Source organism: Collimonas fungivorans (genome assembly GCF_001584145.1).
Classification (GTDB): Bacteria; Pseudomonadota; Gammaproteobacteria; order Burkholderiales; family Burkholderiaceae_D; genus Collimonas; species Collimonas fungivorans.
The window spans coordinates 4,071,217-4,086,932 of the sequence record NZ_CP013232.1 but is presented as its reverse complement, the minus strand read 5'-3'; the positions used below and the strand labels follow the sequence as shown (position 1 = coordinate 4,086,932).

Annotated in this window: 13 protein-coding genes; 6 read left to right on the top strand and 7 right to left on the bottom strand. The window is 60.5% G+C overall.

What is annotated here, in order from left to right; genetic code table 11:
- Window positions 1-14: 14 nt before the first annotated feature.
- The 3 genes from CFter6_RS17695 (at window position 15) to CFter6_RS17685 (ending at window position 3,422) form a co-directional block, all read left to right on the top strand.
- Window positions 15-1,328 (top strand): aromatic ring-hydroxylating oxygenase subunit alpha, encoded by a 1,314-nt coding sequence (locus CFter6_RS17695; RefSeq protein WP_150118803.1) that lies wholly within the window; start codon window positions 15-17, stop codon window positions 1,326-1,328.
- A 30-nt stretch (window positions 1,329-1,358) separates the two neighbouring features.
- Window positions 1,359-2,459 (top strand): FAD-binding oxidoreductase, encoded by a 1,101-nt coding sequence (locus CFter6_RS17690; RefSeq protein WP_061542443.1) that lies wholly within the window; start codon window positions 1,359-1,361, stop codon window positions 2,457-2,459.
- Between the two features lie 105 nt (window positions 2,460-2,564).
- Window positions 2,565-3,422 (top strand): glycine betaine ABC transporter substrate-binding protein, encoded by an 858-nt coding sequence (locus CFter6_RS17685; protein ID WP_061541038.1) that lies wholly within the window; start codon window positions 2,565-2,567, stop codon window positions 3,420-3,422.
- Window positions 3,423-3,430: 8 nt separating this feature from the next.
- Here CFter6_RS17685 and CFter6_RS17680 read toward each other — a convergent pair whose 3' ends face one another.
- The 7 genes from CFter6_RS17680 to CFter6_RS17650 all read right to left on the bottom strand — a co-directional run bounded on the left by CFter6_RS17680 (window position 3,431) and on the right by CFter6_RS17650 (window position 11,820).
- Window positions 3,431-4,834: an efflux transporter outer membrane subunit gene (locus tag CFter6_RS17680; protein ID WP_236904362.1), complete on the bottom strand. Its 1,404-nt coding sequence runs from the start codon at window positions 4,832-4,834 to the stop codon at window positions 3,431-3,433.
- A 5-nt stretch (window positions 4,835-4,839) separates the two neighbouring features.
- Window positions 4,840-6,819 (bottom strand): MacB family efflux pump subunit, encoded by a 1,980-nt coding sequence (locus CFter6_RS17675; RefSeq protein WP_061541036.1) that lies wholly within the window; start codon window positions 6,817-6,819, stop codon window positions 4,840-4,842.
- Between the two features lie 2 nt (window positions 6,820-6,821).
- A complete protein-coding gene (locus CFter6_RS17670; protein WP_061541035.1) occupies window positions 6,822-8,018 on the bottom strand; it encodes an efflux RND transporter periplasmic adaptor subunit in 1,197 nt (398 codons plus the stop codon).
- A gap of 181 nt (window positions 8,019-8,199) precedes the next feature.
- Window positions 8,200-8,610 carry a YgiW/YdeI family stress tolerance OB fold protein gene (locus CFter6_RS17665; RefSeq protein ID WP_061541034.1) on the bottom strand — a complete coding sequence of 137 codons (411 nt, stop codon included), beginning with the start codon at window positions 8,608-8,610 and terminating at the stop codon, window positions 8,200-8,202.
- 134 nt (window positions 8,611-8,744) lie between these two features.
- Window positions 8,745-10,121 carry an ATP-binding protein gene (locus tag CFter6_RS17660; RefSeq protein WP_061541033.1) on the bottom strand — a complete coding sequence of 459 codons (1,377 nt, stop codon included), beginning with the start codon at window positions 10,119-10,121 and terminating at the stop codon, window positions 8,745-8,747.
- Window positions 10,114-10,779 (bottom strand): response regulator, encoded by a 666-nt coding sequence (locus tag CFter6_RS17655; RefSeq protein ID WP_061541032.1) that lies wholly within the window; start codon window positions 10,777-10,779, stop codon window positions 10,114-10,116. The genes CFter6_RS17660 and CFter6_RS17655 overlap by 8 nt, the downstream gene beginning before the upstream one ends.
- Window positions 10,780-10,944: 165 nt before the next feature.
- Window positions 10,945-11,820 (bottom strand): TorF family putative porin, encoded by an 876-nt coding sequence (locus CFter6_RS17650; protein WP_061541031.1) that lies wholly within the window; start codon window positions 11,818-11,820, stop codon window positions 10,945-10,947.
- A 542-nt stretch (window positions 11,821-12,362) separates the two neighbouring features.
- On the opposite strand from CFter6_RS17650, the gene CFter6_RS17645 reads away from it, so the two are divergent.
- From CFter6_RS17645 to CFter6_RS17635, 3 genes are all read left to right on the top strand, one after another.
- Complete coding sequence (locus CFter6_RS17645) at window positions 12,363-13,553, top strand: quaternary amine ABC transporter ATP-binding protein (RefSeq protein ID WP_061541030.1); 1,191 nt, start codon at window positions 12,363-12,365, stop codon at window positions 13,551-13,553.
- Window positions 13,546-14,442 carry a choline ABC transporter permease subunit gene (choW, locus tag CFter6_RS17640; protein WP_061541029.1) on the top strand — a complete coding sequence of 299 codons (897 nt, stop codon included), beginning with the start codon at window positions 13,546-13,548 and terminating at the stop codon, window positions 14,440-14,442. Before CFter6_RS17645 ends, choW begins: the two co-directional genes overlap by 8 nt.
- A 148-nt stretch (window positions 14,443-14,590) precedes the next feature.
- Complete coding sequence (locus CFter6_RS17635; protein WP_236904689.1) at window positions 14,591-15,646, top strand: GlxA family transcriptional regulator; 1,056 nt, start codon at window positions 14,591-14,593, stop codon at window positions 15,644-15,646.
- The last annotated feature ends 70 nt before the right edge of the window (window positions 15,647-15,716 follow it).

Here is a 15,716-nt window from a genome sequence, read left to right as displayed (position 1 = left end):
CGGCGGTTCCATAAATGCAATACATGGAGAAACAATTGAAAGTATCCAAAGAGATTCAATCACTGATCGCCGAGCGCCTGCCTGGCCATAGCCTGGATGCGCCGTTTTACCTGAGCCAGGAAATCTTCGACCTGGATATCCGGGAGATTTTCAGCAAGCATTGGATCCATGTCGCGGTCGAGCCGGATATTCCCGAGCCGGGCGATTACGTCACGGTCGAGGTCGGCCTCAATTCGATCGTGGTGGTGCGCGACGACGACATGTCGGTGCGCGCCTATCACAATGTGTGCCGCCATCGCGGCGCGCGTTTGTGTTCGGAGCACAAAGGTTCGGTCGGCAACCTGGTCTGCCCGTATCACCAGTGGACTTATAACCTGACAGGAGAATTGATCCATGCCGACCACATGGGCGAGAAATTCGATCGCAGCAAGCACGGCTTGAAGCCGGTGCATGTCGAGAACCTGGCTGGGCTGATATTCATTTGCCTGGCAGAACAGCCGCCGCAGGATTTTGCGGTCATGCGCGATGCCATGGCGCCGTATCTGCTGCCGCACGGCCTGCAGGACTGCAAGATCGCCAAGCAGGTCGACCTGATCGAAGAGGGCAACTGGAAGCTGACCATGGAAAATAATCGCGAGTGTTATCACTGTGCGACCAATCATCCTGAATTGACTGCCTCATTGTTCGAGTTCGGCTTCGGCTACCAGTCGGCGCCTGGCAATGCAGAACAGATCGCCGAATTCGATCGACTGGCTGCGCAGCGCTGCGCCGAATGGGAACAGGGCGGCTTACCGTCGGCGGAGATAGAACGCCTGGACGAGCTGGTGACCGGCTTCCGCACCCAGCGCCTGCCGCTGGACCGCGCCGGCGAATCGCAGACGCTGGACGGCAAGGTCGCTTCCGGCAAGCTGCTGGGGCAGTTCGAGCGCGCTGACCTGGGGGGGCTGTCGTTCTGGACTCAGCCGAATTCATGGCACCACTTCATGAGCGACCACATCGTCAGTTTTTCAGTCTTGCCTTTATCGGCGGAACGTACCCTGGTGCGCACCAAATGGCTGGTGCATAAAGATGCGCGCGAAGGCATCGACTACCAGCTCGACAACCTGACCGCGGTGTGGAACGCCACCAACGACCAGGACAAGCGGCTGGTCGAACTGTCGCAGCAAGGTGCGCGCAGCACGGCGTACCAGCCCGGCCCGTATTCACCGTTTACCGAAGGCCTGGTTGAAAAGTTCTGCACCTGGTATATCGGCCGCTTGTCAGCCGGGCTGTCAGCCGATTTGAAAAGCGGCACAGCGACCACCATAGCGATCGCTGTGGAGAATTAATTGAAAGCCGAAATCTTGCCAGGACCGGTCATGGAATCCAATAAACTGAATCGCCGGAATTTCTGGGACAGCATCCCGCCGCTGTGGGACAGCGATAGCGAGGAAACGTTGGTCTGCTGCCAGGTGCGGGCCGAGACGCATGACGTAAAAAGCTTTTTCTTTGCCGCTCCCGGCGGCGGCGGCTTTGTGTTCCAGCCTGGCCAGTTCATCACGCTGGAGCTGGAAATCAACGGCGCAGCCATTAACCGCTGCTACACGATTTCATCGTCGCCGGCGCGGCCGCACACGATCTCGATCACGGTCAAGCGCGTGCCGGGCGGTCCGGTGTCGAACTGGCTGCACGACAACCTCAAGGCTGGTGACAAAGTCAAGGTTTTGCGCGCGGCAGGCGAGTTTACCTGTGCTATCCATCCGGCGGAAAAGTACCTGTTCCTGTCGGCCGGGTCCGGCATCACGCCGCTGATGTCGATGTCGCGCGCCCACCACGACCTGTCCGACGACAGGGATATCGTTTTCATCCATAGCGCAAGGACGCCGGACGACATCATCTTCGAGCGCGAGCTGAGCCTGATCGCCGCCAACCAGCAGAATTTCAGAACCCGTTTCATCTGCGAGCGGCTGGGCCAGCGGCGCGACTGGTCGGGCCCGACCGGCATGCTGTCGCTGCCGGCGCTGAAGCTGATGGCGCCCGATTTCATGGAGCGCGAAGTTTTCGTCTGCGGTCCCGCGCCTTACATGAAAGCGGTGCGCGCCATGCTGGACGAAGCCGGCTTTGAGCGTGCCCGCTATCATGAGGAAAGTTTTTCCTTCGAGACTTTGCAGCAAGAGAGCCAGCCGCAGGCAACTCTTGACAGCGCCCCGGCCACCGCCGGCTTCGAAATCAATTTCCAGAAAAGCATGCGCCAGATCACATGCGGTCCGCAGCAGCACGTGCTGGAAGCCGCCCGCAACGCAGGCGTCCGGCTGGCCTCCTCTTGCGCCCAAGGCATGTGCGGCACCTGCAAGGTCAAGCTGATTTCAGGAACGGTAGACATGCAGCACAAAGGCGGCATCCGCCAGCGCGAAATCGACCAAGGCATGGTGCTCCTGTGCTGCAGCAAGCCACTGAGCAACCTGGTCGTAGATAAATAAATGAGAAATAAATTAGGGTCAGAGTCGAATTAGTCTCTGAAATAATTCGACTCTGACCCTAATTAAATCGGCAGTTCCCATCGCAGCACATTGAAGAGGTTAAGCATGAATCCGATACGAAAATTATGTTGCCTGGTGGCCGCGCTGGCGTGTGTGGCGAGTTCGGGGGTGGCTGCGGCGGATGCCAAGCCGGGCATCAAGATCGGTTATGTGGAGGGGTGGTCTGACAGTGTCGCGACTACTTATGTGGCGGCGCAGATCATTCGGCAAAACCTGGGATATGAGGTCAAGCTGGTGCCGGTCTCTGCCGGACTGATGTGGCAGGGGGTGGCGCGGGGCGACCTGGACGCCACCATGTCGGCCTGGCTGCCGGTGACGCAGGGTGCGTATTACGAGAAGCTGAAAGACAAGGTGGTGCACTTGGGCGTGAATTATCCGGGGGCCAGGATAGGCTTGATCGTGCCTGCTTATGTCAACGCCGCCAGTATCGTCGACCTGCCTGCGCAAAAAGCCGCGTTCGACGGCCGCATCGTCGGCATCGATGCCGGCGCCGGCGTCATGACCAAGACCGAGCTGGCGATCAAGGACTATGGCCTCGACTACAAACTGATGCCGAGCTCGGGCAGCGGCATGGTGGCCGAGCTGGAGCGCTCGATCCGCAACAACAAGGCGATCGCGGTGACGGGCTGGGTGCCGCACTGGATGTTCGCCAAGTGGAAACTCAAATTCCTCGACGATCCGAAAAAAGTCTATGGCGAAGCCGAGCATGTCGACAGCATCGCCAATCCCGGACTGGAAGCGAAAGCCAGGCCGGTCAACGATTTTCTGAAGAATTTCTCATGGCAGCCAGGCGAGATCGACAGCGTCATGCTGGCCATAGAAAACGGCGCCAAGCCGGAGGCGGCAGCCAAGCAGTGGGTCGACGCCAATCCGCAACGTGTCAGCCAATGGCTGCGCAAGTGAACCGGCTGTCATCTTGGCGGCTGCGCGGCAGTTGATGCTGTCGCTGTGACAGTATCGCCGCCCAAAGCCTGATACAGCTTGACCTGGCTGGTCAGCAGGTTCAGGTTGTTGTCTGCCACGGCGATTTCAGCGTTGCGCCGGGTTTCCTGCGCGTCCAGCCAGGTTTTCAGCGGCACCGCGCCGGCGCGATAGCGTTCCTCGTATAAACCTTCGATGCGGCTTGCCGCGGCCAGCGCCTGGCTCAGTTTTTGCCCCTGGGCCTGGAATTGGCTGCGGGCGGACAAGGCCGTTTCGACGTCATTCAATGCCTTGTAAAAGGCCTGGCGGAAATCGATCGCCGCTTTGTCGTAGTCCGCTTTGGATAACGCAATATTCAGCTGCATCTGATTCCATTGCAGGAACGGGAAAGCCAGAGTCGCTCCCAGCGTCCCGATCGGATTCTGCAGCAGGTTAGACAGCGCCGTGCTGCTGCTTCCCAGCGTACCGGTCAGGACCAGCGACGGATAATAGCTGGCGCGGGTGTCGTCGATGCTGGCCAGCAGTCTGCGCAGCCGCAGTTCTGCCGCGTGCAGGTCGGGCCGGCGGCCTAGCAGCTGCGACGGCAGGCCGGCGTCGACCGCCGGCAGGACAGCGGCCGCGAGCTTGCCGCTTTCCGCATAACGCAGTTCCGGCGGTCCGTCGAACAGCAACGCCAGCGCGGCGCGCGTCTCCACCAGTTCTTGCAGCAGCTGGGTATGGCTGGCCTGCTGCGACGCCAGCGAACGCTCCGCCTCCAGCAGCTCCAGCGACGACACCGCGCCGGCATCGTATTGCAGGTGCACCAGCTCCAGGATCTTGCCGACATAAGCCATGCTTTGTTCGCTGACAGCGATACGTTGTTGCAGGTTGGCGATCTTCCAGTACAGGGTAGCAGTGGTGCCGACCAGGGCCAGAGCAGTGCTGTCGCGGTCTTCGGCGGTTGCCAGGGCTTCCCATTCGGCGGCGTCGCGCCGGCTTGCCAGCTTGCCCCACAGGTCCAGTTCGTAGGAGACGCTGCCGGTGAGGGCCTGGTTGCGCGTGCCAACGGGTGAACCGCGCAAATTGCGGCTGTTGCTGCTGCTGACGTTCAGCGCGACGGTTGGGTTGATGACTGCCAGGCCGGCTTGCAACTGCGCGCGCCGCACCAGCACCGTCGCTGCCGCCAGGTCGTTGTTGCGGGCCAGCGCAAGCTCTACCAGCTGATCCAGTTGCGGGTCGTTGAAATTGCGCCACCAGCGGTCTTGGCGGATGGCGTCGCCGGCGTTCTCCGCCAGTTTGTTTTGCCAAGCCGGCGGCGTTGTCACCGCCACCGGTTGGTAGGGCGTGTGCAGGGTGGAACAGGCGGCCAGCAAGCTGCAGGCCAGCAGGCACAGGGAAGGTTTGAGATAGCGCATGTTTTTCATTCTCTAGCCAGGGCTTCCACCGGATCCAGTCGGGCTGCATTGCGGGCCGGCAAAAAGCCGAAGATGATGCCGATCAGGGTCGAGCAGGTGCAAGCCACCACGATCGAGGTCAGCGAATAATGCATCTGGAAACTGCCGTTGACGCCGGACCAGCTGGAAAACAGCGCGCCGATGCCGAGCGCCAGTGAGATGCCGAGGATGCCGCCCAGCAGGCAGACCAGTATCGCTTCGATCAGGAACTGCCGCATGATGTCGGACTGGCGCGCGCCTACCGCCATGCGCACGCCGATTTCCTGGATCCGCTCGGTGACCGACACCAGCATGATGTTCATCACGCCGATGCCGCCGACCACCAGCGAAATCACGGCGATCATCGACACCAGCAGCGTCAGGGTGGCAGTGGTCGATTCGATGGCCTTGCGGATGCTGTCGCTGTTCTGTATGAAAAAATCCTTGCCGCCATGGCGCTGGGTGAGCAGCTTGACGATGCTTTTTTCGGCAGCCGCAGGCGAGGCGGCATCGCTGACGCGCACTGAAATCGATTGCAGGTGGGACTGTCCTATGATGCGCGTCAGGGCCGTGGTGTAAGGGACCCACAGGGTGAGGCTGCTGCCGCCGCCATAGGCATTCTTTTCTTTTTTTGCGACGCCAACGATGCGGCAGGGAATGTTCCCGAGCATCAGCACCTGTCCGATCGGATTGTCGTTCTTGCCGAACAGTTTCTGGCGCATGTTGTGGTCGATCACCACCTCCTGCGTCTGCTGCTTGACGCTGGTCGCGGTGAACGGCCGGCCTTCCGCCATCTGCACGTCGTGCACGCGAAAATGCTGCTCGCCCACGCCTTGCAGCGAAGCGCTGACCGAGATGTTGCGGTAGCGTACGATAGCCGCGGTGCTGATGCCAGGAGTGGCGCTGTCCGCGTATACCTGCTGCGCCAGCACATCGGCATCGGCGGAAACCAGCGAACGCACCGCCGCTGCTTTTTCATCGCCCCAGTCCTTGCCGGGATAGATGGTGATGGTATTGGTGCCCAGGAAACTGATGTCCTTGAGGATCTGCCGGCGCGATCCTTCGCCCAGCGCCACCACCGACACCACCGAAGCAATGCCGATGATGATGCCCAGCATGGTCAGGAAACTGCGCAGCCGGTGCGACTTCATGGCTAGCCAGGCCATCTTGCAGGCTTCGACCAGGCTGGCTGCAGTGGCGCGCCACGACGATTCCTGGCCGAGTTCGATCTGCGGCCGGTCGCGCGCAGCGGCGTTTGAAGATGCATCGGCGGCGCTGTCCTGGCGCAGGCGGTCGGCGACGATTTCACCGTCGCTGATTTCAATGATGCGCTGCGCATATTCGGCAACGCGCATGTCATGCGTGACGATGATGACGGTATGGCCTTCGGCATGCAGCTCTTGCAGGATCTTGATGACTTCCTGGCCGCTGTGGCTGTCCAGCGCGCCGGTCGGTTCATCGGCCAGTATCACCTGGCCGCCGTTCATCAACGAGCGCGCAATGCTGACGCGTTGCTGCTGCCCGCCCGACAGCTGGCTGGGCCGGTGATGGGTGCGGTTGGCCAGGCCGAGCCGGCCCAGCAGCGCTTGCGCGCGCTGCTTGCGCACCGCTGCCGGTTTGCCGGCATAGATTGCGGGAATCTCGACATTGCTGGCGGCATCCAGGTCGGGCAACAGATGGTAGCGCTGGAAAATGAAGCCGAAATGCTCGCGCCGCAAATGCGCCAGGGCGTCGGGTTCCATGTCGCCGGTAGCCTGGCCGGCCACCAGGTAGCTGCCGCTGCTGGGACGGTCGAGGCAGCCGAGGATGTTCATCAAGGTCGATTTGCCTGACCCGGATGGGCCGACCAGCGCCACCATTTCACCGGCGCCGATTTTCAGGTTGATGTTGTTGAGCACGGTAACGGTTTCTTCGCCGGACGGAAATTGCCGGTACAGTCCCGTCAGCTCTAGCAAGGCTGGCTTCATGCTTAGTCCATTATCACGGCAGCGGCATCAGTCGGCGGTGTGCCGCTATCCTCTCCCACAATGACTTTTTCTCCGGCCTTCAAGCCATCCAGCACTTGCGCACGGACGTTATTGATGCCGATCCGCACCTGGCGCGTGGCGACGCTGTGCTTGCCGTCCTTGGTTTCCAGCACCTTGACCTGGTAGCGGCCATCCTTGCCGCGCTCGCCCAGCGCCGTCGACGGGATCACCAGCGCCGCCTTGACTTCGCTCAGCACGATCGAGACCTGCGCTGTCATGGAAATGCGCAGCTTGTTGTCGGGGTTGGGAATGTCGAACCGGGCGCTGTAGTAGATCGGCGCGGCGTTGGCATCGCTTTTTTTATTGCTGTCGCTAGCATCGCTGCCGATCGAATCCGGCGCCAGCTCGACCGAGCGCAGCTTGCCGTGGAAACGGTGATCGGGGTCGCCCAGGATGGTGAAGAACACCGGCTGCTGCGGCTTGACGCGGATCACGTCGGCTTCCGACACCAGCGCTTTCACCGTCATGGTTTTCAGTTCGGCGAGGACGATGATGGTTGGCGCCAGCTGGGCCGAATTGACGGTTTGACCTTCCTTGGTCACGATCGACACCACCTTGCCATCTATGGGCGCGGTGATCTTGGTATAACCGAGGTTGAGCGTGGCGGTGCTGACGGTGATCTTGGCTTGTTCGATTTGCGCATTCAGCGAATCGATGTCGGCCAGCGTGGCCTGCAGGGTCGCTTCCGCGGTTTCATAACTTTCGCGCGAACCGGCGTCGCCGGCCAGCAGGCGCTGCTGGCGCTTGAAATTCTGCTGGGCCTGGACCAGGCTGGCTTGCTTGGAGCGCAGCTGGGCGCGTACTTGCGTGAGCGCGGATTCTGCGTTTTGCAGCGCATTTTGCTGCGTCAGCGAATCGATTTCGGCTACCAGCTGTCCCTTTTTCACTTCCTGTCCCAGCACCACCTTCAGCGATTTGAGCTGGCCCGATGCCTGGGCGCCGACGCTCACCTGCTGCAGCGCTTCGAGTGAACCGCTGGCCAGCACCGTATCCTGGATATCGGTGGTGACGACTGGAGCGGTGAGGTATTGCGGTTCTTTGCCGCCATGGAAGAAAAACCGGTACAGGGCAAACGCGAGCAGCAAAAGCAGCGCTGCGGAGACGAGATAGACGACGATTTTTTTGTTGGAAGGACGCATGGCGGAAGTTGAGGGATTGCTCGGCGCGCCATTTTTCACTGCAAAAAAATAGAAAAAATAGCATGATGCGGCATCTTAGCATCATGCTATGAAGATTCTATTAAGATGCGGCGGGGTTTCGCGCAGCCGCTGCGCTAAGGCCGTCCAAATGCCCAACTTATTCCCTAACGGGCCCTAAGGATTATTTGACGGCGATTACCTTGATTTGCTTGACTTCCAGTTTCGAGCTGCCGAAGCGTTCCTTGTCGAATTTTCCGCTAAGTTCGACTACGGTATTGGCATCGATAGTCTGATCCTGCGGGAAATGCCTGGCCGAAATGTCGGCTTGTATTTCGCCGCTGGCGTCGGCCAGCACATAATGGTCGCCGCCGGTATGGCGCACCAGTTTCCCGGTCAGGGTCACGTACTGGTCGTCGACGCCGTTCGCCAGCAGCTGCTTGGCGGTCATGCTTGGCACAGTCGACGGACCGGCGTAGCGGGCCGCGGCAGGCGCCGCCGAAGTGGCGGACGGGCCGCTATAGCCTTGTGCGACAGCCATGGTTGCGGCGCTGGCGAGAACGGTGATGGCGACAAATTTGCTGATACGGTTCATGGTGTTTCCTTTTCGATGAGCTGCGTTTTAAGATCGTTCGATTCGCTGATGCGCGACCTTGATCGTTATTAGACGCCGCCAAGCTTAACGTTATCTTAAGGACCACAAAAAACCGCTTGCCTGGGCTGCACGGCTCATTCGGCAGGAAAATCCAGGAATACGCCGAGGCCGCGCCCGTCCAGGCCGCTGCCGAAGGATAGCCTGGCGCCATGCAGCTCGGCGATGCGGCGGACAATCGATAAACCCAGTCCGCTGCCTTGCTCCCCGCTACCCAATACGCGGAAGAAGCGTTCGCTCAACCTGTTGCGTTGTTGCGCAGTTACTCCGGGGCCATTATCGCAAACCGCGATGCGCTGCCGGCCGGATGTGCTGCTGCAGGCAATCGTCACCGTGCTGTGCGGCGGACAGTAGCGCAAGGCATTGTCAAGCAGGTTGCGCAAGGCAATCTGCATCATCTCGGGATTCATCTGCATATGATCAAGCTGGGTATCGATGTGCAAGCTGATGCTGCGCTGCTCGGCCATGGTCGAATGTGCCCGCAGCAATTCCTGCAGGAAGGGCTGCAGCGCTACCGCTTGCCGCTCCAGCTTGTCCGGGCTGAGCGGGTCCAGGCGCGCCAGGGCCAGCAGGTTCTCGACCAGGGCGGTGCTGCGGTCGATGTCGTCGCGCAGCTTCTGGAACGGCGCGGACAGCTCGCTGTGCTGCCGCTGCAGCAGTTGCACATGCATGCGTAAAGCCGCCAGTGGCGTCCGCAGTTCGTGCGCCGCATCGGCGGTAAACCTGCGTTCTGCCTGCAGCGCGCTTTCCAGGCGCAGCAGCACGCCGTTCAGCGCGCTGACGATGGGGCGCAGTTCGCGCGGCTGGCCATCCAGCGATACCGGGGTCAGGTCGCCCGGAGATTTGGTGGTGAGCGCGTAGGCGGTGTTGCTGATCGGTTTCATGACCTGGCTGACGCAGTACCAGCTTAGTGCGGCTAGCACCGCCAGCAGCAGCAATACCGGCAGCGCCAGGCTGTCGGCCAGTTCCTCCAGGATGTCCAGGCGCTTCTTGAATTTCTGCCCGACCTGGACTTCAAAATGCGCATCCTTGCTGCGCAGCACGAAGATGCGCCAGCGTTTGCCGTCGATATCGATGTTCTTGAAACCCTTACGTTGCTCGAAGCCGGCAACGAAGGGCGTGGCCGGTGCTTTGGCGGTGCGCTGGATGACCTTGCCGCCAATCACGATCTGATACTGGATGTCGACCTTGCGCGGCTCTCCGGCGGCGGTTTCGGTCTGGCTCAGCAAGCCGCGTTCGTTGAAATCGGTGGTGGCGGCCATGATCAGGTTGCTGGATTCCTTGAGCGCGTCGTCAAACACCTCGTTGGTTTCGTTCCAAGCGATGAACACCATGATGGTCAGGCTGGCCAGCCACAGCAGGGTGCTGGTGCCGACAATTGTCCATAACAGGCGCAGGCGCAGCGAATGAGAGTGCGGCTTGGCGCCAGGCTGTTGCAAGGGCGTTTCAGCCATGTTCTTCTTTTAAACGATAACCGAGGCCGCGCACCGTCACGATGGATCTGGCGCCGAGTTTTTTCCGCAAGTGGTGGATGTGCACTTCGATGGCGTTGCTTTCCACCTCGTCGCCCCATCCATACAGGGCTTCTTCGATTTGCGCGCGCTTGACGATGTGCTGGCGGCGCAGCATCAAGGCATGCAGCACCGCCAGTTCGCGCGCGGTCAGCAGCACCGGTGCGCCGGACAGGGTCACGCGCTTGCTGGCAAGGTCGAGCGCGATCTCGCCATGCCGCAGGATGTTATCTGCCTGTGAGGCGTGGCGCCGCACCGCGGCGCGGATTCGCGCCGACATTTCTTCGAGGTCGAACGGCTTGACCAGGTAATCGTCGGCGCCCAGGTCGAGGCCTTCGATACGGTCGGCCAGGGTGTCGCGGGCCGTGATGATGAGCACCGGCACCAGGTCTTTGCCGCTACGCAAGCGGGACAGCAACTGGTCGCCAGTGGTTCCGGGCAAGCCGCGGTCCAACAGCACGCAGTCGTAGCCATGGGTTTGCAGCGCGGTGGCGGCCGAGTCGCCGCGTTGCACCCAATCCACCGCGTAGCCGTCAAGCTGGAGCCAGGATTGCACGGTGGCGCCGAGCGATGGGTCGTCTTCTACAAGGAGGATGCGCATAGGCAGAATCCTAACATGGGCTGGTTTAAGCCAATCTTAAGAAGCCGGAAATGGTTGTGAAAGCGGATATGAAAAGAGCCGAAGTCAATCTGCGGACAGAAGACTTCGGCAAAAACGCATCGGGTGGTGGATGGTCACGGATACGATGCGTCAGGGGGAGAAGTCTCAGAAGGTCTTGGTCAGGGACAACACCAGGGTGGTGGCCAGCGGATTGGACACTTCGGCCTGGCCTGCTGAATTGAGTACGCCGGTAGTGTAACGGTCGTAGACGCCGTTCTTGCCCCAGCCTTTGGTCACCGCGCCGGTGACTGTCCAGCCGCCGTCAAACGCCTTGGACAAGGCGACTTTGCCGTCCTGGAAACTGTAGGCGGAGAAATTTCTCACCCGCTCATTGCCGTAGTGCAGCAGCAGACTGTAGCCGCTGCCGAGGTCGAACGTGCCGTTCAGGTCCAGGTAGCCGGAGCCGCGGCTGTGCTGGCCGCTGCCTATGCCCAGCGTCGCGCTGTTGTAGCCGAAATAGTCAGGCGTGTAAGTCAGCCAGTATTTGACGTTGAACCATTTGTAGGTGAGCGAAGCGACCGCTTCGCCGTAGTTGTATTTGGTTTTTGCAAACGATGCCTCTGCGCCAGGGTAGAGGTAGTAATAGATCTGTCCGGTGTAGGTGAAATCTCCTGCCGTGCCGGTGTAACCGCCATACAGATCCCATTCGACCGAACCGCCTTCGATGAAATGATCGCTGACGCTGGACATCCAGGTGCCGGCAAACAGGCCGCTCGGATGCGCATAGTCGACGCCGCCCTGGATCGCCGGTTTGCCCCAGGTCTGGCGAAAGCCGCGCGACACGTATTGCGAGGCGATGGTGACATTGGCGGTGAACGGAGATGCGGGTGCGGCGGCGGCCGGCGCAGTCGCCGCGGCATCCTTGGCGGCGGCGCTGTCCGCGGTCTGGGCCAGCGCCGGTAACTGGAAACTGAATGCGACGGCTGCGGCGAGCCACGGATAACTGCTGATTTTTCTGGTTTTGCTGAATTTCTGAAGCATGCTGGCAACTCCCCTTTGATATGTTTCCATTTTGATATCAATCGTTTGTTTTGTCGATTGCGCCTTAGCGATATCGTGATAGCAAGCGATTGCTGCAAATGGGAACAAGGCTGGCCTGGTTGCTCGCTTCGATACCTGCAGATAATTATTGTCCCGGCGGGAAAACCTAACTCCCTGCAATTGCGACTAAAAATGATGGAATTGCGACATAAGAAAAATCTGTAAACCGTGGCTAGTCATGGCACGACAAGTGCTTCGTCGTTTTTGATTAAGTGCTTGTCGTAAATCGTCATCCGGCAAAAAACCTTTGTCGCGACTATGTGAATAACGTAAGACGAATTTTTTCCATGGATTTCCCGCCGTCGTGAGGGCGCCGGACCCGTCTTTGCCGCTTGTCTTCCACGCAGTGCTGCACATACACTCTGCAGCAGTGGATTTGAGACAAGCGGGCAAGGATGGCCAGACCCGTACGCTAGCGATATGTTGCAACAAGGAATTATCCAAGCTGCAATAGCGTCGAATGCACAATCAGGAGACCGGTAATGAAGTCTGCAAAAGTAGTAGTTGACCGTTTGTACAAGGTCTTCGGCAATAACCCGCAGTTGGCCTTGAACATGCTGGAAAGAGGGCAGTCGAAGGACCAGATATTCGCCGAGACCGGGCAGGTGGTCGGCGTGCAAAACGTTTCGTTCGAGGTGCAGGAAGGGGAGATATTCGTGCTGATGGGCTTGTCCGGTTCCGGCAAGTCGACCCTGATCCGCCTGATCAACCGCCTGGTCGATCCCAGCGCCGGCAATGTCCTGGTGGACGGCCAGAACGTGGCGCAGATGACGAATTCGCAACTGATCAAGCTGCGCCGGCGCGACATGAGCATGGTGTTCCAGTCGTTTGCGCTGATGCCGCACCGCACCGTGCTGTCGAATGCCTCGTTCGGGCTGGAAGTGGCCGGCATCGGTAAAAAGGAGCGCGAACGCCGCACCATGACGGTGTTGGAACAGGTCGGCCTGGCGCCGTTCGCCAACAAGCTGCCGTGCGAACTGTCGGGCGGCATGCAGCAGCGGGTCGGCCTGGCGCGGGCGCTGGCGGTGAATCCGTCGCTGATGATCATGGACGAGGCTTTTTCCGCGCTCGATCCGCTCAAGCGCAAGGAAATGCAGGACGTGCTGCTGGATTTGCAAAAGGAACAACAGCGCACCATCATTTTCGTCTCGCACGACCTGGAGGAAGCGCTGCGCATCGGCAGCCGCATCGCCATCATGGAGGGCGGCCGCCTGGTGCAGGTCGGCACTGCCCAGGAAATCATCGACCATCCCGCCGAAGAATATGTGCGCGCCTTTTTCGACGGCGTCGACACCAACCGTTACCTGACCGCCGGCGACCTGATGCAGACCGATGCCGTACCGCTGGTGGCCTCCGCCGGCGAGGTCCACGCCAACGGCGACCTGTACCGCAGCAGCCGCTCCGATTATGCCTTCGTGGTGGATGCGGCGCGCAAGGTGCAGGGCATCGTCGCCACTCGCCGCCATGCCGACGCCAGCGGCAACCTGCAGCTGAACGGACTGGACCGGATCGACGTGATCCACCACCGCAGCAACCTGGAAGACGTAATGGACCGGCTGATCAGCAGCCGCAGTCCTTTGCCTGTCGTCGATGGCGACGGCTGCTACTGCGGCGCGATCAGCCAGTCCATGGTGCTCCAAGCTTTGTCAAAATCCCGAGGTTCGCATGTCTGAACACCTTCCCCTGGGGCGCTGGGTCGACCAGTTCGTCCATTACATCCTCGATAAGCACGGCAACAGTTTCGACAGCTTCGGCAACGCCATCAGCTGGTTTGCCGAATCCATTGAACACGGTTTGCAAGTGCTGCCCTTGTGGCTGCTGATGGGATTTTTCATCGTGCTGGGCATCTGGCGCGTCGGCTTCAAGTTTGCGCTGTTTACCATCGTGTCTTTTTTCGTGATCTACAACACCGGTTTCTGGGACCAGACCATCGTCACCCTCGGGTTGACCATTTCTTCCACCCTGATCAGCCTGGCGCTGGGCATCCCGGTCGGTGTCTGGGCCGCCAAGAGCAAGCGGGTAGCGATGGTGGTGCGGCCTATCCTGGACTTGATGCAGACCATGCCGGCCTTCGTCTACCTGATCCCGGCCGCCATGATGTTCGGCCTGGGCCGGGTGCCGGGCATCCTGTCCACCGTGATCTTTGCGATGCCGCCGGCGGTGCGTCTGACCGCGCTCGGCATCCGCCAGGTCAACAATGAAATCGTCGAAGCCGGCCAGGCCTTCGGCTGCACCGGCTGGCAGCTGCTGTACAAGGTGCAGTTCCCGAACGCCTTGCCGTCGATCATGGCGGGCATCAACCAGACCATCATGATGGCGCTGTCGATGGTGATCATCGCCTCCATGGTGGGCGCCGGCGGCCTCGGCAACGACGTGCTGGCCAGCATCCAGCGGCTCGACATCGGACTGGGTTTCGAGAGCGGCCTGAGCGTGGTGCTGCTGGCGATCATCCTCGACCGCATCACTGAAAGTTTCGGCCGCACGCCGGAAGCCGGCAAGGTGCAGCGCTTTTTCCGGCTGCGCAAGTGGTTTCGCAAGAGCCCTGCGCTGGCCACCGGCTAAGGGCAGGGAAGCAGCTGGCAACAGATAGCAGCAACACAGATAGCAGCAACGTGATCCGCGCGCTGGAGGTCCAGCGCCGGTAGCCATAGATGGAGGCAGGATGTCTTCGTACCAAGCCGCTTCGAACCCAGGGCAGCAGCCAGCCCCCATGCTGCCGCAAACCGCCGCGCCTGCGCCGGTGGTGCATTTCGGTTTCCTGACTTTGCCGAATTTTTCGATGATCGCATTCGCCAGCGCGATCGAAGTCTTGCGCATGGCCAATTACATCAGCCGCCAGACCTTGTACCGCTGGTCGGTGATCAGTGTCGACGGCGCCCCGGCGCTGGCCAGCAACGGCCTGCCGATTACGCCGACGCTGACCCTGGAACAGGCCGGCACGCCGGATATCCTGTTTGTCTGCGGCGGCGTCAAGATCCATGAGGCGGTCAACGAAAAACTGAACGCCATGCTGACCCAGCTGGCAAGGCGCAACGTCAAGCTGGGCGGCATCTGCACCGGCAGCTACGCGCTGGTCAAAGCCGGCCTGATGAACGGTTACCAGTGCGCCATCCACTGGGAAAACATTTCCGCGCTGCGCGAGGAATTTCCACGCGTATTGTTTACCGAGGGTCTGTTTGCGGTGGACCGCGACCGCCTCACCTGTTCCGGCGGCACCGCGCCTATCGACCTGATGCTGAACCTGACCGCTAACCGCTACGGCAAGACGCTGGCGGCCGAGATTTCCGAGCAGTTCATCCTGGAACGCATACGCGACGGCGCCTACCAGCAGCATATCCCGATTGCGGCCCGGCTCGGCTTCAGCCGCAAGGAATTGATCGAGGTGGCCAGGCTGATGGAAACCCATATCGAAGAAACCCTGTCCTTCGAGGAAATCGCCAGGCTGGTCGGCCTGTCGCAACGCCAGCTGCAGCGCATGTTCAAGTACTACCTGGACGTCACGCCTACCCATTATTACCTGCAGCTGCGCTTGCGGCGCGCGCGCGAGCTGCTGCTGCAGACCACCATGTCGATCATGAGCGTGACGGTGGCTTGCGGTTTCCAGTCGTCCTGCCACTTCAGCAAGGCCTACCGCAACCAGTTCGGCCGTTCCCCCAGCAGCGAACGGCACCTGCGCCATCCCTACCTGTCGGCGGTGGATGAACTGCCGTCTTTGCCGGTCTTGCCGCTGGCGGTGGATGAGCTGCTTGACGCTGGCAGGCAATAGCATGTCGCAATCGGTCTAAAGCCAGGTGCGGATGCGATGTAATTTCTTACCTGTACCTACCGCATGATTG